The following is a 23,711-nucleotide window of genomic DNA, read 5'->3' on the forward strand; positions in this document are numbered from 1 at the left end:
TGAAAGCCCTTAGTCGCTTTCCAACCATCTGATAAATTAGTACTATTATAACACATTTTATCGATATTGATAAAAAGCTAACAAACTATTCTCCACTCTCAAGTTCATCCATATCTTGCTCAAACTTTTTTTGAGCCCATTCGCCATAACTTTTAAGCCCGAGATTGCCGATAAAAACCCAAGGAAGGTAAATCAGGTAAGTAATGGTCCAAGCAGACAAGTATTTAAAGTTCAAAGGATTGTGCTGATAAATTTCTACGTTAAATTGATAATTCTGCAACATCAAAAGAGTTGTAATAGCGAGAGTTACCAGCAAACACCCTACAATCGTAAAATGAAAACGACTATAGTAGTTCACACCCAAATCTCGAGCACGGCCGAAAAAGTAAGAAGTTCCAATAATGATAATGATGAGAATCATTCTCGGATTAAAAAGACTTGGTGCTAATACTGCAATCATATAAGATAAAAGCAAGAAAGCTATAGAGATATAGAAACTTTCAGCCCCCGCTTTATTCATCAGTTGTTCTTCTCTTTCGTCTAGTAATTGATAATAAAAAAATCTATTTTTCATCTTCTTCCTCCCAAAATAGTTGGTCTAAGGTTTTGCCTAAGCATCTGCAAATGGACTGACAGAGCGAGAGACTAGGATTATATTTCCCTGCTTCTATCAAACCGATAGTCTGTCGCGTAACACCCACAGCTTCTGCCAAATCACCTTGTGTCATATCAAGCTCCACACGAGCTAGTTTTAACTTTAAATTTTTAGCCACTAGCATCCTCCTTCGATTTTTTAAAAAGTTGCGCTTCTTTTTAAAATCATTATACCATATATCTAACTTAATGCAATATATAAATGTCATTTTGTAAGATTTTATTAACAAAATACTCTCTATCACAAAAAATAGAGAGTGTTTTAGAAAAAATATTAAACATCATTGAGAGGTTAAGTGCAATAATACAAGGAGTAATTGTATTTCTTGTGTTTTTGTTTTTACATCTTCTTTTGTAATTATCCTAGATCCATTATGTACAGATAAGTTTAAAAATGCAACAAAAGCATTAACTTCACTTCGAGACTGAATAGATTTATATATGTTTAATAGTATCTGCTTATCTTTATCATCAAGGTGTGAATCCTTGATGATATCTTCTGCCATTGAAATAACTTTATTATAGTTCTTTGATAAATCTGTTTTCTTTTCTTCTTCAATGTTATTTAATATATCATTAACAGTCAGTTCAATAAGTGTTCTATAAGAAATAACAGGAATAATACTGTAATAGGTCTTAAATAACTCATTAATTTCATTTATTAAAACTTTAATATCTAGAGAAAAATTTGGAGTTCCGGTAATTGGCAATCTAATCAAGGACTGTTGTAATTGTTCAGGTTTTATCTCATACTCCTCAGATGATTTTATCCTAAAAGTAAAATCACCTTCATACTTGAGATTAGTAACTTTATCCTTTGCACTTACTGTTATGGTTTGCTCTCCAGTTCTTCCAAATCTAATTTTTCCTTTTCTATTATCGTATCTGATTGTATTATTCCCATTTGTTTTTATATCGGGCTCTATTCTCTCCCATGCAGTTCCAAAACTATTATACAAAGTGAAAATACTATCTAAATCGTAATCAATATTACATAATAAATCTATTTTATTTACATCTATGTTAGGCTGAGTTGGATTTCTTAAAATTATCTTTATAGAAATTATTGTGGAATCTGTCTCTTTCTTAATCAACCATTCACCTTCTTGTGTTTCATTAAATTTATTAACTTTATCACCATTAAAGCGAATTTCTGTTGATTCTGCGATTAGATCTTGTAAATTAATAGTCTCATTGTTTAATTCATCTTTACCAATCCATACTTCAACTGTTCCTAAATCGTTTGTTTCTTTAGCTTTTGGGATGATATCTAGCAAAACTCCCCTATCAAATAGAGTACATTTTAATTGATTTTCTTTTTTCTCAAAAATTAGAAAATCTTTTAATTTAAAATCCTGCCTAATATATTTTTGAATATTTTTTAAAATTGAAGTATCCTCTTCAGGAATTTTATCCTGTGTGAATGCTTCTTCAATTTTTTTTATCTCACTCTTTAATGAACTACCCGTTCTTTGAATCTCCTCGTTTAGGTTTTTAATAAAATCTGTGATTTCATCTGTAAGTCTATTCTGCGAAAATTGTGTCCGGTCTGAGTTAAATTGCATTAACGGACTGCTGGATTTAATAGATATATATCCAATCAATTGTCTTAAAACTAACGAACCACGTTTACTAGCCATGATTTCCGTATCAAATAAGTGATAGTTATTAAATAAATTATTATTAATAAATACTAACGGCGTAATATCATTAGTCGTTTGAGGTTTGTAAAATACTGAATTTATTTTATCTTTTCCGCTACGTCCTTGGCCAAAATCAAAAGCCATTAAATCAATATCAACTATATAATCATCAAAACTATACTCAAAACCACTAGAGTAAATTAAAATACTATTTTTATAATAGTTAATCTTTTTATCTTTAGAAGAATATTTTATTCTAAAAAGTTGATGATCCTTTTTTCCTTGATTTGAAATATCTAAATTTACATCACTCGAATATGTTTTGTCGTCCAATGTTAAATTAATGATGAATTCTTTATCTATTTTTATTCCTTCATCCGATACCTTGCTTGATACAAAAGAATTAAGAATTTTCTTTCTACTACTTTCATTAGCTAGTGTTGTTATTAAAGATTTTAAATTATAATCATCTACATCTATAACTATTTGTGTTCCTTTAAACTCTTGATCACTAATTTTTATATTTAATTTATGATCTGGTAAATTGTACTCATTTTTTAAATTTTCAAAATCAACTCCAAATTCAAAAATTTGGCTATTTTTACCTGTTTTCCATAGTACTCTGTTCCCAAACCTAAAAACAGATAAGAATCCCAACCCCTTTGAACCTTGTGTTAAACGTTGAGTATCTCCATAAGCAATAACTGCCCCGTACTGCTTTTCACTGCTTGATATATGGAATAATTTCTTAATTCCTTCTGTATCCATACCAATACCATAATCTCGAATAATGAGGGTTTTTGAACTCGAATCCAATATAATATCAACACTGGGAGAAAACGCATCGTACGCATTTTTTATTAACTCATTTAATGCAATAATATTATTAGGAATTTTTTCTGATAGTTCACTCAATATATTACCTGCTACAGTAATAGGTACTTGTTCAACTTTATTAGGCATCTAAATCTCCTTTATTTTTCTTAATATCAAAACATATTCTTGATTCATTGATTCCACTGATTTATCTTTTACATTCGATAACCTTCTCGGCATTCTCTTAATAGGTATATTTCTTGTGATAGATGCTTCTAATTCAAATCCAATACTCTCAAAAAATTCTTGAGTAACTTTAGATAATGGAACCGTTTTATTATCAACTCGTCGATTGCCTAAAGTTAAAACAATTCTCTTGTCCTTTTTTATAATTCGTCCCATTTGTCCCATTACAGCCAAATAGTCCGTTATAAAATCCACAACTTTCTTTCTCTTATCAGTAGCTATGCTTTCAACATACATATTTAAACAATCTGATTGATAGTTTTGTTTAATTCTTCTAATTCTCCCACCTAAACTATTCGAGTCAATACTTGAATAATTTTCTATTAATTTCTCGTCAAAACTCTCCATATCTTTTCTGTCTATCCAGTAAATTGGTAACATAGAATACTGTCCATATGTTACTGTAGTTGAATTATCTCCATAAGGAGGAGAAGTTACAATCAAATCAACAGAATCGCTCTTCATTCCAAATAAGATATCTTCCGATTTTCCTATTTTCAAATCAATTTTTTTACTTCTGTTATAATCAGGTAAATATTGACAGTATTCGTTAATGCTCTTTAAAAAATCTTCAATGATGTGATTTTCCATCTTTTCAATAGCATTTTTCTCTTTTATATGCAATTTAAATGTTGAACTTCTTGTATTACTGTATTTTTTTAAAATATTAATTAAACATACCCAATAATACTGTCTTACGTATCTGTATTTTTCTCTCTGAATAGCACAACGAATTTTACTAAACGTATTTATAAAATCTCTTCGATACCATTTATCTATATTATAAAAATAGTGTTTGTCAAATTCAAAACTATCACTTTTTAAAAATTTCTCAATTCTATTATTTGCTATGTCTATATATTTTTTGTTAACACCTTGCAACTTAACTTTTGTAATAAGATTAGCTAAAGGGTTAATATCTATGCCAATCGGAGAAAGGTTATTCTTTTCACCCTCAACTAGTGTTGTTCCAGAACCATGAAAAGGATCAAGAATATTTGTAATAGATAAATCTTCACTTTTAATTAATTTAATTAATTCATATTGCATATCAGGAACCATCGTAGCTGGATAAGCACTAATTTTATGTATACCTGAAGCAGTTACATTTTTAAAGTCCCAGTAATCAATTTCTTTTTCTTTTATTTTATCTACTAAATTCGACTTCAACAATTTAGCCCCCGACTAATATTTTTCTACTATGCACCCTAAGTATAGCATAGAATTTTTTGGACGTAAAGAAATAATATAATTAATCTGTTAAGGAAAATTAAATTGGTCTCTATCAACGAAAAACTCTCTACCACAAAATAATAGAGAGTTCTGAGTTTAAATATAGGATTTCAAAATATCAACGACATCACTTCTTTTCTTGACCTGATGGGCCTTGATGCCCAAGTTCTGAGCTGCGTTTGTATTGTCCTCAATATCGTCTAGAAAGACACAATTTGTAGGATCTAGCTGGTATTTATCGAGAATCTCCTTAAACATTACCAAATCAGGCTTTATAGCTTTTATATCACAGGATAAGACAAAGCCATCTAAAAGTTCTTTTATGGGAGATAGCTGCTCTTCCAGCAAGTCATAAAATACCTTTGAGGTATTGGACAAGACAAAGATGCGATGCCCCTTTTTCTTTAGTTCTGACAAGACAGGAAAGACTTTCGTATAAATGTCAATGTAGCTAGGCCAGTTCCAGATAACTTCTTCGACCTTCTTTTGATAGGTCCTGCCAATCATTGACACAACTTTAAGCACCAACTCTTCTCTCGTCATGGTTCCAAGATCTAATCTTTCCCAAAGTCCCGACTGAAAAATGGCCTTATCTAAAATCAAATATTCTTCCTTCGCATCCGAAACACCTTGCAAAATCTTATCCTTGTTCCATTCTAACAAGACGTTGCCCATATCTAGTATGATGTCCATTAGCCCACCTCCTTGGTTATATGAAGAATTACTCTCTATTATATTTCTCTATTTTCACCTTACAAATCCTTTTGGTAATAAAATCTTTGCCCTGTGTAGGGATAGTCTTGCAAGGTAAAGATTTCCTTGTAGCCATGGCTTAGATAAAAATCTGGCGCTTGAAACTGGTAAGTATTCACAAAAGCAAAACGACAATTTCGATTCTTGGCTTCATTTTCTGCTTGTTGCAGTAGTTTAGAACCAATTCCTTGTCCTCGTAGCTCCTCTTTCACAAACAGATATTCGATTTCCAACCAATTTCCAAAAGTCTCTGCTACCAAGCCCGCCAAGAGATTGCCCTTTTCGTCTTCGACATAAAGGTTAAGCGGCTTACTTTCAGCCTCTTCTCTTTTTGAACGATTATAAGCACGAATTTGATTCCCAATTTCTTGCGCTTTCTCGGGCTCCTTATTGTCCAATCTAATGTACATCCCTGTCTCCTTTGATTTTAGGGTAAAATGCCTCAATAATATCTCTAATGAGTAAAAATACTAAAAATATTATAAATTTTTCTGTCTATCAAACAAATTCCACCCTCCTTATGATGATAGTTATTCAATCAACTCACTCGTAAGGCTCCTATGAGATATCTTAAGAATACCACATATTTAATCAGTTGAGAAGAGACAAACATAAATATTTTATTCACCTGATGATTTCAAATCAATTACCATGCATTTTTCTACTTCCAAGGAAAGAGAGAAGACAGATTTCTTTGGTTTGTATAGAAGAGAATTTGCTTGCTCTAAATCAAATATTTAAAATAAAGCTTACGTCACTAATGCTCTTGAATTCCCTGTCCTGAGTTACATTAAAAGTAATCAGCAAACATTACAAATATGAAAGAAGTGAGTTTTTAGATATTAAAACTTCAAAAATTTAAATCTAATATGGTCATCGTTTTCAATGCCAAGAAAAAGAGAAGCAAGGTGATTCTCCCTCGAGTTTAGTTATGAATCACTCACTTCCACTGTCATTGAAATCTAAAAACAAGTAGTCTGTCATAGAACTACTTGCTTTACTTTTAAATCAAAGGTTAGATATTACTTTTATCTTTTTTATCTGAAGATTTGTCCGTAGTTTTATCTTTAGACTTTGGAGAATTATTGCGGACAATTTTGTCATATCCTTCTGTATAGTCAATCAATTCAGTTGCTAGAGTACGATAATCTTCTTGAGAAATGAGCCAGTTGCCATCCTTGTCCTTGGTTAATTTGATTTCTGTATCAAAATCCCCAGTAGTAAAAGGTGTATGAGCTAGATTTGGATCTACGTCGCTATAGATAGTGAAATCATTCTTGAAGAGGTGTTCGAAAATCCAGTAAGAGATTAATGTTTGATAACGCTTGATGTCAACATCTGAACCGGATTGGTTGTACTTACCTAAGTTGTCAATGCCTCCAATTAGAGTCGTAAGAACTTCCCTTGTAGATGAAGCCAATCCCTTAGAGTGCAACTTTTTAGAGTTAAAAGTAACAGTTGCTGTATTACCGGATTCATCTACCTTCACATCTTTAACTGAATAAGAACCAATATCTTGGTATAATCTACGTCTCATTTTCAAGAAACCTGAAATTGTTTCTTCTGGAGTTTCTACAGGAAAATCTTTGTGCCATTGTACTGAGTAGGTAGATGCAGGCGAAAGACCTTCTTCTTTAATTTTTTCACTTGTTTGAACTGCAAATATGGCCTCAGTCCATTTTTCATAGGTTTCACCATAAATCTTCTTGAATCGGGCAGAGTCACTAGTAAGCATTGAATCTAAGAGAATTTCAGCATCTTTTGTAACTTTCTCTTTAACTTCTGCTGCTTCATCCTTCTTCTCAACTTGTTCTGTTTTCTCCTTGTTATCAGAAGAAGCTTCAGATGACTGTTTAGACAATGCAGAACATGCACCCAAGATAACTGTTGAAAGTGCTAAGATACTTAGTAACTTAATCTTTTTCATGTTTCACCTCTTTATGAAAATTTATTCTTGGAGGCCACCTCCAAGGATAGTTATTTAGAAAAACACTGGGTTCATCTAACGGAGAATGGGGGATTCGAACCCCCGCGCCGGTTATCCGACCTAACGATTTAGCAAACCGTCCTCTTCAGCCTCTTGAGTAATTCTCCACTAACACACTAAAATAAATAGGATACAACAAAAGATACAATTTTAAAAAATCACACTGTATTCCTGTTTAAAATGGAGCCGGTGGGAGTCGAACCCACGTCCAAACATCTGCCAACATATTTGTCTACAACCATAGGTTATGTATTGTTTTAACAGTCCCTCGACACATAACTCAAGCCTAGGAACTGCGAGTCTATCAATCTCTTATCAAACCACTAGACAAGGCTTAATCGTATCTCGCTAATCATAAGACCTGTCATTGAACACGAGCAATCCAAATCGGGTCACGCCTGCTGGTTTTTAGGCAGCTAGAGCGTAAGAAGTGTTATTTTTTGCAGTTATATTTAACTGAGCGTTTACGTCGCCACACGGGTTGCAAAATATGCCTCATAATGCCTGTCGAATCCGTAACGACCCCAAGATTATAGAACTATTATAACCTATCTTCATAAAAAATGCAAAATCAAGCCGATTCTTTAGAAAAGATACGTTTTCAAAGCATCTGATAAGGCTTGATAACCTGCTACACTTAGATGGAGGCCATCTGTTGTATAGTCTTTTTTGAGTTGTCCTTCTGAATCTGTCAAACTATCATAAATCGGCACAAAATCCACCTGTATGTAGGCAGCTGCCAGAGACTCAAAGGCCTGATTCCATTCTCTAATCTTTTCATTGGTACGAATATAGACTGTCTGCTTGTATTCTTCTCCTTCATTGACCGGCAGAATCGAAAGGAGCTTTATTTGTGATAGCGGATAATCTCGGTTAAGCGATTGAATCACACCTTCAAGATTATCCAAAGCATCATTCATGGGAATATCTTTTCCGATATCGTTTGTCCCAATTAGGAGAATAATTTGATCGACAGCATCACCATAAAGATGGGCATCAAGGTTATCTAGTAAAAGTCCTGTCTGGTATCCTCGAATCCCTCTATTGACAATCGTTTTTGCAGTCCCGAGTAACTCTTGGAAAGGGTAATATTCTACAATCGAATCGCCGATAAAGATGATATCTGGCTCTAGGACAGAGATTTGATTCAATTCACGATACTTGGTTTGAATCTTTGCCTGCTCTTTTAGGAGCCAATTTTCTAATAACTGTACTGCCACCTTATCCCTCTTTCTCTAACCAATTTTCTAGGACCTGATAAACGCCCCCTTGGCTGTTAGCTGGTGCTAGAGCAGTCGCAACTGCCTTGGCCTCATCATCTGCATTTTCCATCGCATAGGCAATACCAGCCATCTCCAACATCTCGACATCATTTTCACTGTCACCAAAAGCCATAACTTGTTCCGATTGCAAATTCCAGCGCTTGAGTAATTCTTCCAATCCCCAAGCCTTGTGAACACCAGCCTGTAGGATATCTATACAACCATAACCGCTAGAAACAGCTCTTACACGACCATCAAATAAATCATTAATTTCCTGCAAAACGGAACTAGAACGTTCCTCACCAACAACCATGCTCATCTTTAGTACTCCTCCAAAGAGGTCTGAGTTTAGCTCATCCACAAAATTGGTTCTTTGGTAAAGTTTTTCAATCATCTCTGGAGTCATAAATTTTTCTAGGTCTGTAAAAACAGTTCCTTTCTTGACAAAACTCCCATTCATACTGGTGACGACGAACTGATCTCTACACTCCCTCCCTTTAAAATGAACTAAAGCCTTGTCAACCATAGAATCATCCCAGGTCTGAGCCTGAAGTAATGTATCATGTTCAAAAATACGAGCACCATTGGCAACGACTAGGACAACTCTACTCGCCAAATGTTTAAGCAATTGTCTCATCCGATGGACTTCATTTCCTGTCGCAATGACAAAACGGATACCTCGCTCATCTAATTGATCTAAAATCTTTTCTAAACGTGGCAAGTCCAGTTGCCCTCTTGGATCCAGCAAGGTCCCATCCATATCCGTTGCAATGAGTTTTATCATACAATTAGCTCCTTTTTATTATTAGGGGTGTGCAAAGGGCATTTAGGGTGTGCATCTTTTAACGATTTAGGCAACCCCCATCATTTCTCATCTCTGTTAATCCTTTATATTATATCATAAAATGAATGTCTCATTCCATTCATAAAAACAGTCAGATCATATTTCTATGACCTGACCGTTTTTGAAGTGGACTTCTACTTTATCCTTTGTGTGTATGACCATTTTTTCCACTAATGTGTTGAAGAGTTTTTCATTAAATGCCATGATCATGTATTGTTTTATAGATAAATCTTATTTCTCGAATCTCTCACTACTGCTATTCTTTTAGTGAAATACTTATATTCTGTTTGTTGAGTGATAAATTCATCATCAAATTCAAAAGATTTTTCGCTTATATATTCATAAGTAATTAAAACAGCTTCTCCTGATTTTATTAACAAAGGAAATTTAGCATCATTGACATAATTATTCATAGAAGTATCAATTACATTTATTAATTTCTTATCTATAAATTTAACATTTTTACCTGTAAGAAACTTTTGATTCCCTTCCTTAGTTGTAAACTTTCCAAATCCACATTCTTTTATAATTATGGGAACATCACCCATGTTTTCCAATGTAATTACAAACTCCAGCATCTTCTTATCCAGATACTGAGAGAATGTACTACTTACTAATAATTTTCTTGATTTAGGTCTTAATATTTGCCATAAAGCTACAATAACGGCTCCAATTGTCCCTACAGCAGATAATGCTGTCCAAAATATTTCAGAACATATTACATTCATATATAAGCTACCTCCATGTGTATTGTAACTCTTATTATACTACTAAATACCTATTTCTAAAACCTATCAAACTCACTCTGACCAGCCACACGTTGATACTTCACATCATCATTAGCTTTTTCTGTCCACATATCTAGCACCATGCCGATTGTGAGTAAATCTAAATCACCTACTGATATGCCTATTTCAACACTTCTGAGTAAAAATAGAACTGTTGTCATTTCACGACTTGTTTTTTCAAGTTTTTTTAGATTGTATATCGGTTTGTAAATTATTACCTCATATTTTTAAAATCTCTGGTAAGATTTCATAAATTGAAAACATCTCAAACTCATCTAACCATTCATCAATGGTTGGAGGAATAGTTTTATCTGCGTGATACGCCATAATATATGCCACATTCTCAAAAATCTCTAAATCTTCAATCTCAAAACTTTGTTCGTTGACTTTAAATGATTTTTCTAGTTTAGCTAAATCTTTAAAAATATCACGCTTGAACTTGATACGATACAAACGTGGAATGGTAGCTGATGATTTGAACTTCACTTCTTTGTCGTTAACTGTTACTGTTTTTTCAATCATAAGCTACCTCCTAACGTGACGGTGTATTCGCAGCTTGTTCCTGTGGAAGATAAACTGCCTTATACCAATTCTTTTAACGTTTCAAATTTCATCTTCTGCGAATCAAATTATTTCATTCGCACCAAATTTCACCTTAACTCTAACTCTCTTTATTCCAAGGAATTTCTTGCTTCTATTGTATTATCCATTTAATCTCTATTTCCGTTGCAATCAATTTAATCGTCATCTCGTCTCCTTTAGGGCGAGTTTCTACCACTTCAACCCTACATGTTCATTCATTTCTTTATAAGCTGTGTCAATTCGTTCCTTGGTCGTCTCATCCAACTTGTCACGGTGACTGCCCCCCTCGATGAAGTCCTCTAGGATATAGGTCTGATAGAGGAAGAGCGGATAGCCTTCTGGTGAATAAGTTCCTTTTGGAGTTCGATTGACCCAAGTCGGATGCGCTTTGGCAGTTTCAATCCTTGTCTTTCCATCTTTTTTCTTAATAGTCACATCCATGAGAACACCGCGCTCTGTCCACCTGGCATTTTCCTCATCTTGCATGGTTTCAATGCGCTGGTTTGAGAGGAAATTTCCCATGGAATAGATAATGAGTTTCTTGTCTCCATCTTTTTCAACCGTTTCGGCAGGTTCAACGACATGAGGATGCCCTCCAAAGATAATATCAGCTCCCCAGTCCACCATCTTGTGGTACAGTGTCTTCTGTTCTTCCGTTGGTTCCAGCTGGTACTCAATTCCCATCTGAGGCATAACAACAGTGATATCCGCTTCTTTCTCTGCGCGCTCGATTTCCGCCTTCATCTTTTCTTCGTCTAAGTCAGAAAGGTAGCGATTATAGTCCTCTTGAGAAATATACTGCTCAATGCCATTAAAACCATAGGAATAGGCCAAGAGAGCTACCTTGATACCGTTGACTTCCTTGATAACAAGGGGAGACTCGTCCCGTGGTTCCTTTGTGTAAACTCCGATAGGCGTCATCCCTGCCTTTTCAATAGCTTGAGCTGTTGAGACCACTCCCTCTATCTGAGAATCGAGGATGTGATTGTGGGCCAAGTCTAAAACCTGATAGCCTGCATCCTTGATCGCATCCATCACCTCACCAGGTGCATTAAAAAGAGGATAACCTGCCAAATAGTGATCCTTGTTCACAGTTCCTTCAAAATCACCAATTACCAAATCCGCTTGTTTGAGCCATGGCTTTACATACTCAAAATTTTCGTGGAAATCATAGCTCCCATCTTCTTTTAGAGCTGTTCGGTAGATGGGGATATGGTAGAGAAGGTCACCATTTGCCATGATACGGGCTGTCTTTTCATCAGAATCATTTTCCTTGAATTGACTAGAAGTACTTGCAGAATCAACTGGATTCGTTCCCTTGTTGCCTTGTACTGCTCGAACTAACAAGTTCAGCCCCATGGACAAGGCAACTGCCAGCAACAACACTGTAATAAACTGGGCATTGGTCCAAGATTTATATCTCCTAAAGAAACTAATACTAGCCTTCAACAATCCATAAAGAGGACCATGAGGCCGTCTATTTTGTCGCTTTTCCATCTTTATTCCCCCCTTGCTTTTACTGCAAGTCTTTTCTTTTATTATACCACAGACAAAAGGGGAATACCGTTTATTATATTATTTTTTAGGAACTTCTGCGACTTTCTTTCTAACCTTTTTTGTGTTATCATGTAGAGGTAATGAAAGGAGAGAAAATGTCTGCTATAGAACGTATTACAAAAGCTGCTCATTTGATTGATATGAAAGATATTATCCGTGAGGGAAACCCAACTCTGCGTGCAGTTGCTGAGGAAGTCACTTTCCCGCTATCTGATCAGGATATCATCCTTGGTGAAAAAATGATGCAATTCCTCAAACATTCTCAGGATCCTGTTATGGCTGAGAAAATGGGACTCCGTGGTGGTGTTGGACTTGCTGCTCCCCAGCTGGATATCTCAAAACGTATTATTGCTGTCTTGGTCCCAAATATTGTAGAAGAAGGCGAAACTCCACAGGAAGCCTACGATTTACAAGCCATTATGTACAATCCAAAAATCGTATCCCACTCTGTTCAGGACGCTGCTCTTGGCGAAGGAGAAGGTTGCCTATCTGTTGACCGTAACGTGCCAGGCTACGTTGTCCGCCATGCCCGCGTCACTGTCGATTACTTTGACAAGGACGGCGAAAAACATCGTATCAAGCTCAAAGGCTACAACTCCATCGTTGTCCAACATGAAATTGATCATCTAAACGGAATCATGTTTTACGATCGTATCAATGAGAAGGATCCGTTTGCTGTTAAAGATGGTTTACTAATTCTGGAATAAAGAAAATCCCGTTGCAATGTACTGCCCCAAAAAAGTTAGACAGAAGAATCTTACTTTTGTGGTGCGGTACATTGAACGGAGTTTTTTTCTTATGCTCCCCACGCAAGCAAGAGATACATGAGGCTAGAACCAAACATATCTGCTAGAGCATGCATGAGGAAAAATGGCAAGAGATTTTTGAATTTATACTTGTATAAGAAGTAATAGAATAAGCCATAAACGACACCAATAACCAGTGCCCACACCAGTCCTTGATAAGTGTGAAAAGAAATCCGAATGATGGTAGAATAAAGCAAAACCCACCACTTGTGCTTTTCTTTCACTGAAGTCAATAATCCTAGAAAGAAAAACTCTTCATAGAAGCCATTTAGCAAGGCATAGGCAATTGCCATCGGACTAAGCGCTAGGAATTTCCGTATAATTTCCATGGGATTTATGTGGGCAAAAAGAGCTGGATTTAAGTAATTGTATTCACCAGTTAGTGTCGTCACCAAGTCTCCAAACAATCCCACAATGGCAAATATAAAAGGAACCCAAAAGAGAAGGGACCAGGTCCAACGAATGGGAAGTTGTTTGAAGTCATAATTTCGAATCAAAAGGTAAAGAAAGGTCAAGGTCAGAAGTATCACTTGCAAGGTGAAGTTGCTCGAATAGCCTACTCCCTCGCCGACAGTATTACTTACCGTATCCATTGTAGTTGACAGATCTGTCGGAAACATACTTGCTAAAAAGAGCTCCGTTGAACGAATGATAAACTGGCCAAACATTAGAACTGTAATAATCAGAATATCAAACCATCTCAAGTAGCGCAGGGGCTTAGTTGGGTGAATGCTTTTTAAAATTTTCATATCTCCTCCTTCTAGCAGTTAAAGATTGGTTTATTGTAAGAAAAGAAACTTAAAATTTTATAAAATTCTACTCCCATTCCTTATCCGCAATCAGTATTTCGATAGGATATTCAAACCAACCACTTTTTACGAGTAACTCGTTTCTCATTCAACCTTCCGTTTATTTTCTAGCAACAAATCTTTCAAAGAAATGATAGTGACTGCAAGCAAAATCATGGCCATACCAACAAAATCAATCGCATAGAATTGCTCCTTCATAATCAGAAAGGCAAAGAAAACGGCTGAGATGGGCTCTATGGAAGCCAATAAACTGGACTTAACAGGTCCTATTAGACTAGCTCCTTTTAGGAAAGCTGTGTAGGCAAAGACCGTTCCGATGATGATAATGCCCGCAAATGCAAAGAGAAAATCCAAACTTGCCGGTATACTGGCCCACAAAACTCCTGTGAAGGGAATAGCCCCGACACCAGAAATAACCATGCCCACACCAATCACCAACATACTTCCCCACTTCTTAATCAAAGCGATAGGGAGGATAATATAGAGGGCATAGGTCAAGGCAGAAAAGAGACCCCAAAAGAGACCAGCAGGTGTAACCGACAATTGGTCAAGTTCCCCATGCGTAGCAATAAGAAAAGTTCCTCCAATTGCTAAACCAATTGAAATAATCTCTGCCAGAGTCGGCGCTACCTTGTCCTTGATACAAGTATAAATCAAGATCCCAACAGGACATACATACTGGAGAACCGTCGCCGTTCCAGCATTGGTCTCCTGAATGGCAGAAAGATAGGCAAACTGGTTTAAGAAAAGTCCAAACATGGCAAATAACAAGAGAGAGAAAAGGCTTTTTCTGTCTTTTAAAAAAGCAAGGAGTTTATCCTTTGCGGTCGCATAAGTTAAAAATACCAGGGCCAATCCTGCAATAATGAGCCGCAGATTAGTCAAGACTAGAGCGGAAATCCCGTGTGCCATCAGGTATTGGCCACTGGTTCCAGACAAACCCCAAGCAATCCCTGCCACTACTGTAAAGAGAGTTCCTTTTACGGTTTTTGACATGCTTTCCCTCTACCTTTCCCTACGAATCATATCCATGACTTGGTTTCGATCGACTATCCACTGAGCACGTTCATCCTTCTCATACGTTCGATTGGATAAAAAGATAGCAGCTTCCTGTTTCTCTTGATTCCACATGATGAAAGTACCTGTATAGCCCGTATGGTCAAGCCAGGCTCCCTCCAGATTCCAAGCTAGCGAACGCTCCTTATCATCTAAGGGAGAAAAATTTCGGCTTAAGTTTTCAGCAAAATCATCTTTCAAGTAATGTTCCAGAAAGATTTGCAAATCCTTAACAGTTGAAAATAAACCAGCACTTCCAGCATGTTTTCCCAAAAGACGAGCTTTGGGATCGTGAATACTGCCTGCCTCTCTTCCCCTCACTGTCGGTACAGCAAGCTCAACAGGGCCAAACATGGTTTCCTTCATCCCCCATGGGTTCAAAACTTGTTCTTTTATAATCTGATCCAAGTCTTGTTCAAAGATTTTCTCCAAAAGAAAGCCCAAGAGTAAAAAATGAACATCCGAGTATAGAAAAGCAGGCTGACTGCGTCTATTCAGATAAAACATGGCTTCTCTTAATTCCTCAGCACCTAACTGGTCCCTATTGGGAATAAAGGGGTCCAAGTCTGTTGCGTGGGTCAAGAGTTGACGAATAGAAATATCTGGGTAATCACATTCAGGAAAAAAATCCGTCACTGGTCGATCAATATCTAATTTGCCTTGCTGCCACAAGAAGGTAAAGACTGTCCCTACTCCCACGACCTTACTCACACTGGCCAGGTCGTAGACCAGCCCTAACTCTGTTTTTAATCCTTTCTCAGGATCACTCAAGCCTAGGTAGGATTCTCTCCATTCTCCGTCCTTAAAATACGCAAAAGAGGCCCCGGGATAGACCCCTGCCTCGATTTGTTCTTCTATTTTTCTTAGAATTTTTGTCCACTTCATGCTTCTTCAAACCACAATTCGATATTATTGGTATCTTTACCAAGGAAGAATTTTTCAGACTTTGGAATAAAATAGTCTGTGCCTTCAAATTTCTGACGAAGACTAGTTAAATCTAGATCCTTTACCAAAAATTTCAGCATAGACAAGTCCCAAGTAACATTGTTTTCAACAGCCAAATCTGGCCCTTCCCCTTGAGTAAATGTGATAACTGTACCCACTTTTTCAGGAGCAAGTATACTCTCCGTCCCCTCAGGTAAGCGCAACTCCATAGAAATCTCAAATTGACTCAAATATCTTATACTTGTATTTGAAGAAAATTCAGGAACAGTTTCCAGTGGAACCAAATCTTTAATATGATTTTCCGCATGAACAAGAATCACATCCTGTTCAGGAGAAACAATCTCAAAAGCATAACCACGACTTCCTTTAAATAGGCGAGGAAGAGACTTCATCTGTGAAAGAAGACCCTCGATTTCAGATGGATCCTTCACCTTGACGACTAGTCTGGCTAGTTTTTTTAGCCCTTCAACTTTCCGAGTACGCATACTTGGAGCCTCTTCCAGTATCAACTTTTCAACACCTGTTTGGTCACCAAGTGAGAGGAAGGCTGATTCTTCTAATAAGGGCTTCATCCCTAAGGTTTCAATATAAAATCGTTCATTTAATTTTCGGTTATTGACCTTCAAAGTCGGAATAATTTGTATCATTTGATTTCCATTCATAACTTCCTCCAACTCTCTTTATTTTAAAGGATTTTAAGATTTTTTACAAGCTATTCCACTTAAATTCCAGAATTTTTTACAAAAATTTCCAGTAAAAAAACTGGGGTTCCCCAGTTTCATTTCTTATAGGTAAAGTAGTTTGAATAGTGCTACTGCTGCAATACCTGCTGCAATTGGAGCTACAACTGGAACCCATGCATACCACCATTTTGAATCACCCTTGTGTTGACCAAGAACTGATTTTGGAAGGAGTTCGTGAAGAAGACGTGGTCCAAAGTCACGAGCTGGGTTCAAACCAGGTCCAGTAGGTCCACCAAGTGAAGTTACCAAGGCCATCACTAGGAAACCAAGTGCCAAGTGTGCAACTGAGATCCCAGCAGCTGTATGTGGAGCTACTTGAGCTTTCACTGCCAATTCACTTAAATCAACAGTTTGTCCAGCTTGAGTAGCCATTTGTTTCATGTATTGAAGAACCTCAGCACCGAAGAAGTTTTTAGTCAAACCAAGTGCTGCAAAGAAAAGAACAAATGAACCTACAAACTCATTGAGGAAGCCGTTAACAGTAGCTGCAAAACGTGATTCTTTTGTACCGTGGTCGATGCTTGAAATTGTTGAGAAGGTACCCAAGATATTGTTTGGGTTTTCTGTTTTCAAGTAGTAAGGACGGTGAGTCGCTACAACCAAAGCTTGACCGAAGATTGCTCCCAAAACTTGCGCTAGAATGTAAAATGGTACTTGATCCCAAGAGAAAAGTCCGCTAACAGCAAGTCCAAGAGTGAAAGCTGGGTTGATGTGGTTACCAGAAACGTTACCGAACATCAAGGCTGGGATCATAACCCCCATACCGTAACCAACAGCGATAACGAGCCAGCCACTTTGGTGACCTTTCGTACCTTTAAGTTCAACGTTGGCAACTGCACCATTTCCTAGAATGATCAAAATGGCAGTTCCCAAAAATTCAGTGGCATATTTAATAGCCCATGTAAAATCCATTTGATAGATTCTCCTTAAAATTTTTTAGACAATCCTTATTCTATCAATTTTTAGGCCTTTTAGCAACCGATTTTCTAAAAGAATCTCTGGAAAACGCTTTATTTAACCTATGTTTAAGAAAAGGACAAAAGAAGATAAACTCCTTTCATCCTTTTCATTAATCTTGACGTTGACCAAAGTCTACAATCATCTGCTCCATCTCTTGACGGCTTGGAGTTGTCAGCATATAAAGATAATCCCCTTGTAGCTCTGCAAAAGCTGCTGGCATAATTTTTTTGACCTTGAATTGTTGGCTATACTTTGCAAGCAAGTCTTCTTCTGAATACACATAGTTGACATTGGCACGACGTGAAGTTGCCAAGCAATACTGGGGCTCAAACTCTGATCTTGGAAACTCTTCTCCTGCTACAATCGCCGCATAACCTCGGTAGAGATCCAGGGAGTGAGCAAAGTTATAAACATCAATGGTAAAGCCACCCGCAGGACGGTTATTGTACTCAATGGCAATATAGTCGTCCCCTTCACGGAAGAACTCGATATGGAAGAAACGTTCTTTCATACCAAATTCCTTGACAATGGCCTCACCATACTTGCGCAGTTTGGGATCCATATCCTTGAGGACATAGTAGGAATTGTCCATCTTATAAATCATCAGATCAAGTGGTGTATAGGCATAATCGAAAGTCGTTGAAAAGACGATGTTGCCATCCTTGTCTACAAGTCCGTCAAAGGTACAGATTTCGCTAGAAGTGACAAATTTCTCAAAGAAATAAACGGTCGATTGGTCCCATTCTTGCTTGAACCGATCTACATCTTCCTGACTTTCCAACTTAAAGGTGGCTGCCGCTCCCACTCCATTATCAGGTTTGGCTATCATTGGTAAGCCAATCGTCTCGACTACTTGATCTACATCTGCTTCTGTCTGGATAACAGCGCCAGGTACAACAGGTACGCCTGCTTTCTGGAAGAGTTTCTTCATCTCAGACTTAAACTTGGTCTTTTTGAGATCCTCTGGTTTGGCACCAAAGACATTGAATTGTTCTCTAAGTGTTGCGTCCAACTCAAGCCAGTATTCATTGTGGGACTCAATGCGGTCGATAGGACCATGCTTGTAGAAAAGAAAAGCTACTGCACGCTTGACTTCATCTATATTCTCAAGATTGTCTACACGGAAATACTCGGTCAGGCTATTACGCAAAGGCTCATCCAGTTGCTCGTAAGGTTCTTGACCAATCCCCAAAACTGTGATACCTTTATTGGCTAGTTCAATAGTAAACTGTTGAAAATTTTGTGGATAGTAGGGAGAAATAACAAGGTAATTCATAGGCAACTCCTTTTATAGATACAGGTGTCCAAGAAAATAGGGCATTTGTTTACGCCACCATTCCCAGTCATGGGCGACATCGTGTCCCCATTCCGCAAACCAGGCTGGAATTTGTTTCTGGTCAAAGGCTTCTTTGAGCTTGTAGAAGGATGGCAGACCATCTTGTTCCCAAGCACCAAGACCCGTACAGACGACAATCTCCGCCTGACGGTAACGATCGATAAACCAGCCGTCATTCTGATTCCAAATATAATCTACTGGCGAGTTCTGGTAAATAGCATCATCATTGTAGTAATCACCGACAAAGAAACGTGCGTCGTAAACACCACTGAGAGCAATCACCTTGGTAAAGACATCCGGATGCTGGAGGAAGAAATTGAGTGCATGGTAGGCCCCCATGGAGCAACCTGTCGTCATCATACCGTCAAACCAACCTGTCTTATGCTTGATAAAAGGAATGGCCTCCTCAATCACATAGCGTTCGTAGGCACGGTGCATCTCTGCTTGGTCATGACCATTTTTCCAAGTGGCCAACCAGCTCTCACTGTCAACACTGGATAGGGTAAAGAACTGAACACGACCTTCTTCGATAAAGGAAGCACAGGCATCAATCATGCCAAAATCATAGTATTCATTGTGACTGCCACCAGATGAAGCAAAAACCACGACTGGAATCCCAGCGTGTCCATAACGGTTGAGATACATTTCACGGTTGAGGTGGCCACTCCAGTGGCTAAGATGTTCAATATGCATTGGCTTTCTCCTTTCCTAACTTACCATTTCTCTGCAAAAAAACGGAGACAGTCTGGTAAATTTTCCGACCAAGGGATCTCACTATGGATAGCACCAGACTGAACTTTCAAAACAAGATTATCCAAGTGTACTCCTCCTGCAATCAAATCATGATAATAGCGAAGTGATGAGTCGATATAGGCTTGCTTGATATTGCCAGCCATCAAGGTCTTGTCTGTATCATCTGCTTCTTCCGTTCCAACATAGATGAAAATACGCTGATCAGGCGACAGTTTCTTGCGCTCGATAAAGCGATTAAAGGCTTCTTGGTGGAGCCAGTTAGCAGATGAGAAGACACCTAGACAACCAATTCGGTCTTGGTACTCTAATCCAATAAACTGGGTAATATTGCCTCCTAGTGACGAGCCAATCATAGCCGTATGCTGTCGATCAGCTTTGGTACGATAGGTCTCATCGATAAAAGGCTTGACCACCTCCATGACAAACTCAGCATACTCCACACCCTTACCGCCAAACTGCTGGCCTGGTATAGGAGATTCTTGGAATTTCCAAGCCGCATACTCATTCATCCGTCCCATTCCGTCATTATCAATAGCAACAACAATCATGCGACTGATGTCTGGGTTTCGTTTAATAGCTGGGATTATCTTCCAAGAGTGTCCGATATAGGATTCCTTGCTGTAAAAGACATTTTGCCCATCGTGAAAATAAACAACAGGGTAAAAACGGTCTGTATCTTTCTCGTAATCCTTAGGCAGAAGAACACGCACACGACGCTCTTTTCCTGTATAAGGAACCTTGAGTTTGTGTTCTTTCATTTTTAAGTAAAAGTAGGAATGATTCATTGTCAGAAAACTCTCTATATTCAAAATTTTATCTCATTATACCATAAAAATAGAAAAAAAGTCAGTAAATGTCCATTTTAAGGATAAATAACTAACTTTTTCATATATACTTTCTGAATTCTTCTGGTTTTTCTGATTAGAGGAGATTATCAATCAAGTTATCGACTTCATCTTTTTCAGCTTGAGGTGTAATCTCAGTAATCATGATTCCTGCCACTGCTCGCTCAACCAAACCTTCAACATCCATCCGTTTTTCATACTGCTCAGCATTCTCTATCTTAGGATTGGTCTTAGGACGGTCAGGTGCAAAAATCGTACAGCAGTCCTCAAAAGGCTGGATAGAAATTTCAAAGGTATCAATTTCCTGAGCGATGTCAATGATTTCCAACTTGTCCATAGTAACCACAGGGCGAATGATAGGAGTGTTGGTCACAGCGTTGATAGCCTGCATGCTTTCCAAAGTCTGGCTTGCTACTTGGCCAAGGCTTTCCCCATTGATAATGACCAGACCCTTTCTCACTTCACGGATACGGTCGGTAATCCGCATCATAAAACGACGCGTCAAGGTCATGAGATAGGCTTCTGGCGCCTTAGCCTTGATTTCCTCTTGAATTTCAGTGAAAGGCACTTCGATAAATTGGATATTGCCACCAAACTTGGTCAATTTGCGGGTCAAGTCCTGCGCTTTCTTAAGGGCACCGGGACTAGTATATGGTGGACTAGCAAAGTGAACGGCTTCGATATCTACCCCACGTTTAAGGGCAAGATAACCCGCTACAGGTGAGTCAATACCACCTGACAACATAAGCATCCCCTTACCAGAGGTTCCCACTGGCAAACCACCTGCTCCACGAATGGTTTCATAGGAAAGATAAGCCGCTTCCTCACGAATCTCCACTTGAAGTGTGATATCAGGATTTTTCATTTGGGCTTGAATAGTTGGAATAGCTTCAAAAACAGCTCCACCAAGGGTTTGGTTGAGTTCTCGACTGTCCAACTCAAAGTTGTGGTCACTACGTTTACTAGAAATCTTAAAGGTCATGCCTTGCTTGTAGATGTCTTGCATAATCTCTTGTACGGCAGCTTTGAGAATTTCGACAGACTTTTCTACTTTGTAAACTGGAGAAAAGTTTTGAATCCCAAAGACTTGTTTAAGTGATGTTGCTACTGCTGTATAATCCGCTCCGTTAAGATAAGCATGGGCACGGTCGCGATCAGCGGTTACCTTAACTTGGGGATAGATGGACAAAACGTCCGAAATGTTATTGCGAAGTTTATTGATGAAACGCATACGATTTTTTCCCTTTGTTGACAACTCTCCGTAGCAAATCATAATTTCTGAATACTGCATGAATGCTCCTATCTTACTTTTCTAGTTTGATTGTAAATTAATTTTAGCTTGGTCAAAAACTGCTCAACCTGACTCATATCATTTTCCAGGTCTAGACTGAGGCGTACAGCTGACTGGGCCTTATCCTTGTCCACTCCTATAGCAATCAAGGTACCCGCAGGTTTTCCTGCTTTGGACGAACAAGCAGAGGTTGTGGAAATGAAAATATCATAGTCTTCAAATGCATGAACGATGACTTCTCCACGAACACCCTTAATCCCAAAAGTCAGGATATGAGGGGCAAAGCCTTTCTCATCTGAAAAGACGAAAATATCTGGATAGTCCAGAAGGGCTTGGCGAATAACTGATTTCATCTGCCCTGTCTTGCTAGTAAAGATATCCAGCTTTTCCATAGCCAAACGGAGAGCCTTAGCTGTTGCGGCAATTCCTGCAACATTTTCCGTCGTCGAACGATAATCGCGCTCCTGACCACCACCAGTCAATAGAGGTGTAATCTTCTTGCCAGACTTGATATAGACAAAACCAACACCTCTGAGACCGTGGAACTTATGACTCGAGAAGGTCGCAAAATCCACTCGATCCGTCAGATACTTTTCAGTTGGAATTTTAGCAAGTGCTTGAACTGCATCAACGTGAAAGGAAATGGTTGGTTTATCAGCTAAAAGTTCTGAAATAGCTTGAATAGGCTGGATAGAGCCGATTTCATTGTTTACTGCCATGACCGAAACGAGGGTCGTATCTGATCGAATCAAACTTGCTAGGGCCTCAACATCTACAAATCCCTTCTCATCAACTGGGGCAAAATCCACCTCAAAACCTTGATTTTTCAGCCAGAGGGCTGACTCCTTGACTGCTGGATGCTCAATAGCTGATACGATGATGTGCTTGCCAAACTGGGCTTTTTCAAAGGCTACACCCTTGATGACCCAGTTATCCCCTTCTGTTCCACCAGAGGTAAAGAAAATTTCATCACTCTTCTTTCCAATCAAATCTGCAATTTGCTGCCGGGAAGCATCTAAAATTCGTGTTGCCTGGTCTCCCAAACGATGGAGGCTAGAAGGATTTCCTAGAATTTTCGAAGCGACCTGCATATAGGTCTCTAGAGCTTCAGGATAAGGCTTAGTTGTCGCCGAATTATCAAAGTAGATCATGTTTTCTCACGCTTTCTAAAATCACTCACTCTATTGTATCACGAAAAGAGACCTGCGACAAGAAAGGGCAATTCCTCTTTTTTTAAGATTTTTTTAAAGAAATGAGGTATAATAAATCATAATCAAAGGAGAGTATCATGTCTAACTATCGTAGAACTTCAAAACCAAAAACTGAACACATCAAAAAGGGATTTACGGTCTTTCAAAAAACGATTGCTACCATCGGTAGTATCCTTGGTCTGATCACCGCCACTATCACCATCATGAACGCAATGGATAAAAATAAAAAAGAGGAGCCAACCACTCCTCAACAAACGACAGTCATTAGAGAAATTCAAAAAGAGGCTCCTACAGATACAAATAGCCCTACGCAAAAACAAACTCCAAACCAAGATGCACCTCAAAAAGAAGAAACCCAACCTTCTAGTAGTAAAGAGGAGAAAACAAAAGAGGACGGTACAAGCAAAATTGAACAAAAAGACACTTCCTCATCAAATAGCCCAACAAGTGAGACTGGGACAACTGCAAGTAATAGTGGCTCCTAAACTCAAACATTTACCAGCACTTAGAGCTGGTTTTTTCGTATCATAGAAAAAATCAGGAACAGACGTTCCTGATTTTTTTGTAGTTATTTAGGATAAATGATTTTAC

General features: G+C 37.9%; 25 protein-coding genes, 1 tRNA gene and 1 other RNA gene. 2 read left to right on the forward strand and 25 right to left on the reverse strand.

The features are described 5' to 3' along the window. Positions 1 to 85: 85 nt before the first annotated feature. The 15 genes from DF216_RS01830 to DF216_RS01895 form a co-directional block, all read right to left on the reverse strand. A complete protein-coding gene (locus DF216_RS01830) occupies positions 86 to 574 on the reverse strand; it encodes a DUF6773 family protein (RefSeq protein WP_129325767.1) in 489 nt (162 codons plus the stop codon). Next, positions 564 to 773, reverse strand: a complete 210-nt coding sequence (locus DF216_RS01835; RefSeq protein ID WP_001107501.1) for a helix-turn-helix transcriptional regulator — start codon at positions 771 to 773, stop codon at positions 564 to 566. Before DF216_RS01835 ends, DF216_RS01830 begins: the two co-directional genes overlap by 11 nt. 162 nt (positions 774 to 935) lie before the next feature. Next, positions 936 to 3,260 (reverse strand): ATP-binding protein, encoded by a 2,325-nt coding sequence (locus tag DF216_RS01840; RefSeq protein ID WP_129325768.1) that lies wholly within the window; start codon positions 3,258 to 3,260, stop codon positions 936 to 938. After that, positions 3,261 to 4,532, reverse strand: a complete 1,272-nt coding sequence (locus DF216_RS01845; protein WP_129325769.1) for a DNA methyltransferase — start codon at positions 4,530 to 4,532, stop codon at positions 3,261 to 3,263. 156 nt (positions 4,533 to 4,688) lie between these two features. Next, positions 4,689 to 5,285 carry an HAD family hydrolase gene (locus DF216_RS01850; RefSeq protein WP_129325770.1) on the reverse strand — a complete coding sequence of 199 codons (597 nt, stop codon included), beginning with the start codon at positions 5,283 to 5,285 and terminating at the stop codon, positions 4,689 to 4,691. A gap of 59 nt (positions 5,286 to 5,344) precedes the next feature. Beyond that, positions 5,345 to 5,755, reverse strand: coding sequence for a GNAT family N-acetyltransferase (locus DF216_RS01855; protein WP_129325771.1), 411 nt, complete (start codon positions 5,753 to 5,755; stop codon positions 5,345 to 5,347). Positions 5,756 to 6,360: 605 nt separating this feature from the next. Continuing rightward, positions 6,361 to 7,272, reverse strand: coding sequence for a hypothetical protein (locus tag DF216_RS01860; RefSeq protein WP_129325772.1), 912 nt, complete (start codon positions 7,270 to 7,272; stop codon positions 6,361 to 6,363). A 79-nt stretch (positions 7,273 to 7,351) separates the two neighbouring features. Beyond that, positions 7,352 to 7,439, reverse strand: a tRNA-Ser gene (locus DF216_RS01865). Between the two features lie 71 nt (positions 7,440 to 7,510). Continuing rightward, positions 7,511 to 7,858, reverse strand: a transfer-messenger RNA (tmRNA) gene (gene ssrA, locus DF216_RS01870). Between the two features lie 58 nt (positions 7,859 to 7,916). Further along, positions 7,917 to 8,552, reverse strand: coding sequence for an SGNH/GDSL hydrolase family protein (locus DF216_RS01875; RefSeq protein WP_129325773.1), 636 nt, complete (start codon positions 8,550 to 8,552; stop codon positions 7,917 to 7,919). Between the two features lies 1 nt (position 8,553). After that, positions 8,554 to 9,378 (reverse strand): HAD family hydrolase, encoded by an 825-nt coding sequence (locus tag DF216_RS01880; protein ID WP_129325774.1) that lies wholly within the window; start codon positions 9,376 to 9,378, stop codon positions 8,554 to 8,556. A 278-nt stretch (positions 9,379 to 9,656) separates the two neighbouring features. After that, the gene (locus DF216_RS01885; RefSeq protein ID WP_129325775.1) at positions 9,657 to 10,166 is read right to left on the reverse strand and encodes a hypothetical protein; all 510 of its coding nucleotides are present in this window, start codon (positions 10,164 to 10,166) and stop codon (positions 9,657 to 9,659) included. Between the two features lie 56 nt (positions 10,167 to 10,222). Further along, positions 10,223 to 10,387, reverse strand: coding sequence for a hypothetical protein (locus tag DF216_RS10805; protein WP_164978983.1), 165 nt, complete (start codon positions 10,385 to 10,387; stop codon positions 10,223 to 10,225). Between the two features lie 58 nt (positions 10,388 to 10,445). Further along, positions 10,446 to 10,748, reverse strand: a complete 303-nt coding sequence (locus DF216_RS01890; protein ID WP_000570835.1) for a hypothetical protein — start codon at positions 10,746 to 10,748, stop codon at positions 10,446 to 10,448. Positions 10,749 to 10,997: 249 nt separating this feature from the next. Then, positions 10,998 to 12,305, reverse strand: a complete 1,308-nt coding sequence (locus DF216_RS01895) for a CapA family protein (RefSeq protein WP_129325776.1) — start codon at positions 12,303 to 12,305, stop codon at positions 10,998 to 11,000. Between the two features lie 155 nt (positions 12,306 to 12,460). Between DF216_RS01895 and def the strand changes: the two genes are divergently transcribed. Next, positions 12,461 to 13,072: a peptide deformylase gene (gene def, locus DF216_RS01900; protein WP_125847132.1), complete on the forward strand. Its 612-nt coding sequence runs from the start codon at positions 12,461 to 12,463 to the stop codon at positions 13,070 to 13,072. 89 nt (positions 13,073 to 13,161) lie between these two features. On the opposite strand, the gene DF216_RS01905 is transcribed toward def, so the two are convergent. The 10 genes from DF216_RS01905 to DF216_RS01950 form a co-directional block, all read right to left on the reverse strand. Then, complete coding sequence (locus DF216_RS01905) at positions 13,162 to 13,920, reverse strand: CPBP family intramembrane glutamic endopeptidase (protein ID WP_129325777.1); 759 nt, start codon at positions 13,918 to 13,920, stop codon at positions 13,162 to 13,164. A gap of 144 nt (positions 13,921 to 14,064) precedes the next feature. Then, the gene (locus DF216_RS01910; protein WP_129325778.1) at positions 14,065 to 14,976 is read right to left on the reverse strand and encodes a DMT family transporter; all 912 of its coding nucleotides are present in this window, start codon (positions 14,974 to 14,976) and stop codon (positions 14,065 to 14,067) included. Positions 14,977 to 14,985: 9 nt separating this feature from the next. Then, complete coding sequence (locus DF216_RS01915) at positions 14,986 to 15,921, reverse strand: serine hydrolase domain-containing protein (RefSeq protein ID WP_129325779.1); 936 nt, start codon at positions 15,919 to 15,921, stop codon at positions 14,986 to 14,988. After that, on the reverse strand, positions 15,918 to 16,643 hold the full coding sequence (locus DF216_RS01920) for a CppA N-terminal domain-containing protein (protein ID WP_129325780.1): 726 nt from the start codon (positions 16,641 to 16,643) through the stop codon (positions 15,918 to 15,920). Before DF216_RS01920 ends, DF216_RS01915 begins: the two co-directional genes overlap by 4 nt. Positions 16,644 to 16,766: 123 nt before the next feature. Beyond that, positions 16,767 to 17,636 carry an aquaglyceroporin Gla gene (gla, locus tag DF216_RS01925; RefSeq protein ID WP_049477633.1) on the reverse strand — a complete coding sequence of 290 codons (870 nt, stop codon included), beginning with the start codon at positions 17,634 to 17,636 and terminating at the stop codon, positions 16,767 to 16,769. A 157-nt stretch (positions 17,637 to 17,793) separates the two neighbouring features. Beyond that, the gene (locus DF216_RS01930; protein WP_129325781.1) at positions 17,794 to 18,960 is read right to left on the reverse strand and encodes an ATP-grasp domain-containing protein; all 1,167 of its coding nucleotides are present in this window, start codon (positions 18,958 to 18,960) and stop codon (positions 17,794 to 17,796) included. Between the two features lie 12 nt (positions 18,961 to 18,972). After that, the gene (locus DF216_RS01935) at positions 18,973 to 19,713 is read right to left on the reverse strand and encodes an esterase family protein (RefSeq protein WP_084971679.1); all 741 of its coding nucleotides are present in this window, start codon (positions 19,711 to 19,713) and stop codon (positions 18,973 to 18,975) included. 20 nt (positions 19,714 to 19,733) lie between these two features. Beyond that, complete coding sequence (locus DF216_RS01940) at positions 19,734 to 20,558, reverse strand: alpha/beta hydrolase (protein ID WP_129325782.1); 825 nt, start codon at positions 20,556 to 20,558, stop codon at positions 19,734 to 19,736. 136 nt (positions 20,559 to 20,694) lie between these two features. Continuing rightward, positions 20,695 to 21,909: a tRNA uracil 4-sulfurtransferase ThiI gene (gene thiI / locus DF216_RS01945; protein ID WP_129325783.1), complete on the reverse strand. Its 1,215-nt coding sequence runs from the start codon at positions 21,907 to 21,909 to the stop codon at positions 20,695 to 20,697. Positions 21,910 to 21,917: 8 nt separating this feature from the next. Then, entirely contained in the window at positions 21,918 to 23,060 is a 1,143-nt protein-coding gene (locus DF216_RS01950) for a cysteine desulfurase family protein (protein ID WP_125828236.1), read from the reverse strand. Between the two features lie 137 nt (positions 23,061 to 23,197). Here DF216_RS01950 and DF216_RS01955 point away from each other — a divergent pair, with 137 nt between their 5' ends. Further along, complete coding sequence (locus DF216_RS01955) at positions 23,198 to 23,605, forward strand: DUF6556 family protein (protein WP_129325784.1); 408 nt, start codon at positions 23,198 to 23,200, stop codon at positions 23,603 to 23,605. The last annotated feature ends 106 nt before the right edge of the window (positions 23,606 to 23,711 follow it).

This window comes from Streptococcus oralis (genome assembly GCF_004127215.1).
Classification (GTDB): Bacteria; Bacillota; Bacilli; order Lactobacillales; family Streptococcaceae; genus Streptococcus; species Streptococcus oralis_BD.

Bases quoted from the DNA above. Each gene is read 5' to 3' on its own strand.
- DF216_RS01830 (WP_129325767.1), bottom strand. From the start codon at position 574: ATGAAAAATAGATTTTTTTATTATCAATTACTAGACGAAAGAGAAGAA.
- DF216_RS01840 (WP_129325768.1), bottom strand. From the start codon at position 3,260: ATGCCTAATAAAGTTGAACAAGTACCTATTACTGTAGCAGGTAATATA.
- DF216_RS01850 (WP_129325770.1), bottom strand. From the start codon at position 5,285: ATGGACATCATACTAGATATGGGCAACGTCTTGTTAGAATGGAACAAG.
- DF216_RS01855 (WP_129325771.1), bottom strand. From the start codon at position 5,755: ATGTACATTAGATTGGACAATAAGGAGCCCGAGAAAGCGCAAGAAATT.
- DF216_RS01860 (WP_129325772.1), bottom strand. From the start codon at position 7,272: ATGAAAAAGATTAAGTTACTAAGTATCTTAGCACTTTCAACAGTTATC.
- DF216_RS01880 (WP_129325774.1), bottom strand. From the start codon at position 9,378: ATGATAAAACTCATTGCAACGGATATGGATGGGACCTTGCTGGATCCA.
- DF216_RS01885 (WP_129325775.1), bottom strand. From the start codon at position 10,166: ATGAATGTAATATGTTCTGAAATATTTTGGACAGCATTATCTGCTGTA.
- DF216_RS10805 (WP_164978983.1), bottom strand. From the start codon at position 10,387: ATGACAACAGTTCTATTTTTACTCAGAAGTGTTGAAATAGGCATATCA.
- DF216_RS01890 (WP_000570835.1), bottom strand. From the start codon at position 10,748: ATGATTGAAAAAACAGTAACAGTTAACGACAAAGAAGTGAAGTTCAAA.
- DF216_RS01895 (WP_129325776.1), bottom strand. From the start codon at position 12,305: ATGGAAAAGCGACAAAATAGACGGCCTCATGGTCCTCTTTATGGATTG.
- def (WP_125847132.1), top strand. From the start codon at position 12,461: ATGTCTGCTATAGAACGTATTACAAAAGCTGCTCATTTGATTGATATG.
- DF216_RS01905 (WP_129325777.1), bottom strand. From the start codon at position 13,920: ATGAAAATTTTAAAAAGCATTCACCCAACTAAGCCCCTGCGCTACTTG.
- DF216_RS01910 (WP_129325778.1), bottom strand. From the start codon at position 14,976: ATGTCAAAAACCGTAAAAGGAACTCTCTTTACAGTAGTGGCAGGGATT.
- DF216_RS01915 (WP_129325779.1), bottom strand. From the start codon at position 15,921: ATGAAGTGGACAAAAATTCTAAGAAAAATAGAAGAACAAATCGAGGCA.
- DF216_RS01920 (WP_129325780.1), bottom strand. From the start codon at position 16,643: ATGAATGGAAATCAAATGATACAAATTATTCCGACTTTGAAGGTCAAT.
- gla (WP_049477633.1), bottom strand. From the start codon at position 17,636: ATGGATTTTACATGGGCTATTAAATATGCCACTGAATTTTTGGGAACT.
- DF216_RS01930 (WP_129325781.1), bottom strand. From the start codon at position 18,960: ATGAATTACCTTGTTATTTCTCCCTACTATCCACAAAATTTTCAACAG.
- DF216_RS01935 (WP_084971679.1), bottom strand. From the start codon at position 19,713: ATGCATATTGAACATCTTAGCCACTGGAGTGGCCACCTCAACCGTGAA.
- DF216_RS01940 (WP_129325782.1), bottom strand. From the start codon at position 20,558: ATGAATCATTCCTACTTTTACTTAAAAATGAAAGAACACAAACTCAAG.
- thiI (WP_129325783.1), bottom strand. From the start codon at position 21,909: ATGCAGTATTCAGAAATTATGATTTGCTACGGAGAGTTGTCAACAAAG.
- DF216_RS01950 (WP_125828236.1), bottom strand. From the start codon at position 23,060: ATGATCTACTTTGATAATTCGGCGACAACTAAGCCTTATCCTGAAGCT.
- DF216_RS01955 (WP_129325784.1), top strand. From the start codon at position 23,198: ATGTCTAACTATCGTAGAACTTCAAAACCAAAAACTGAACACATCAAA.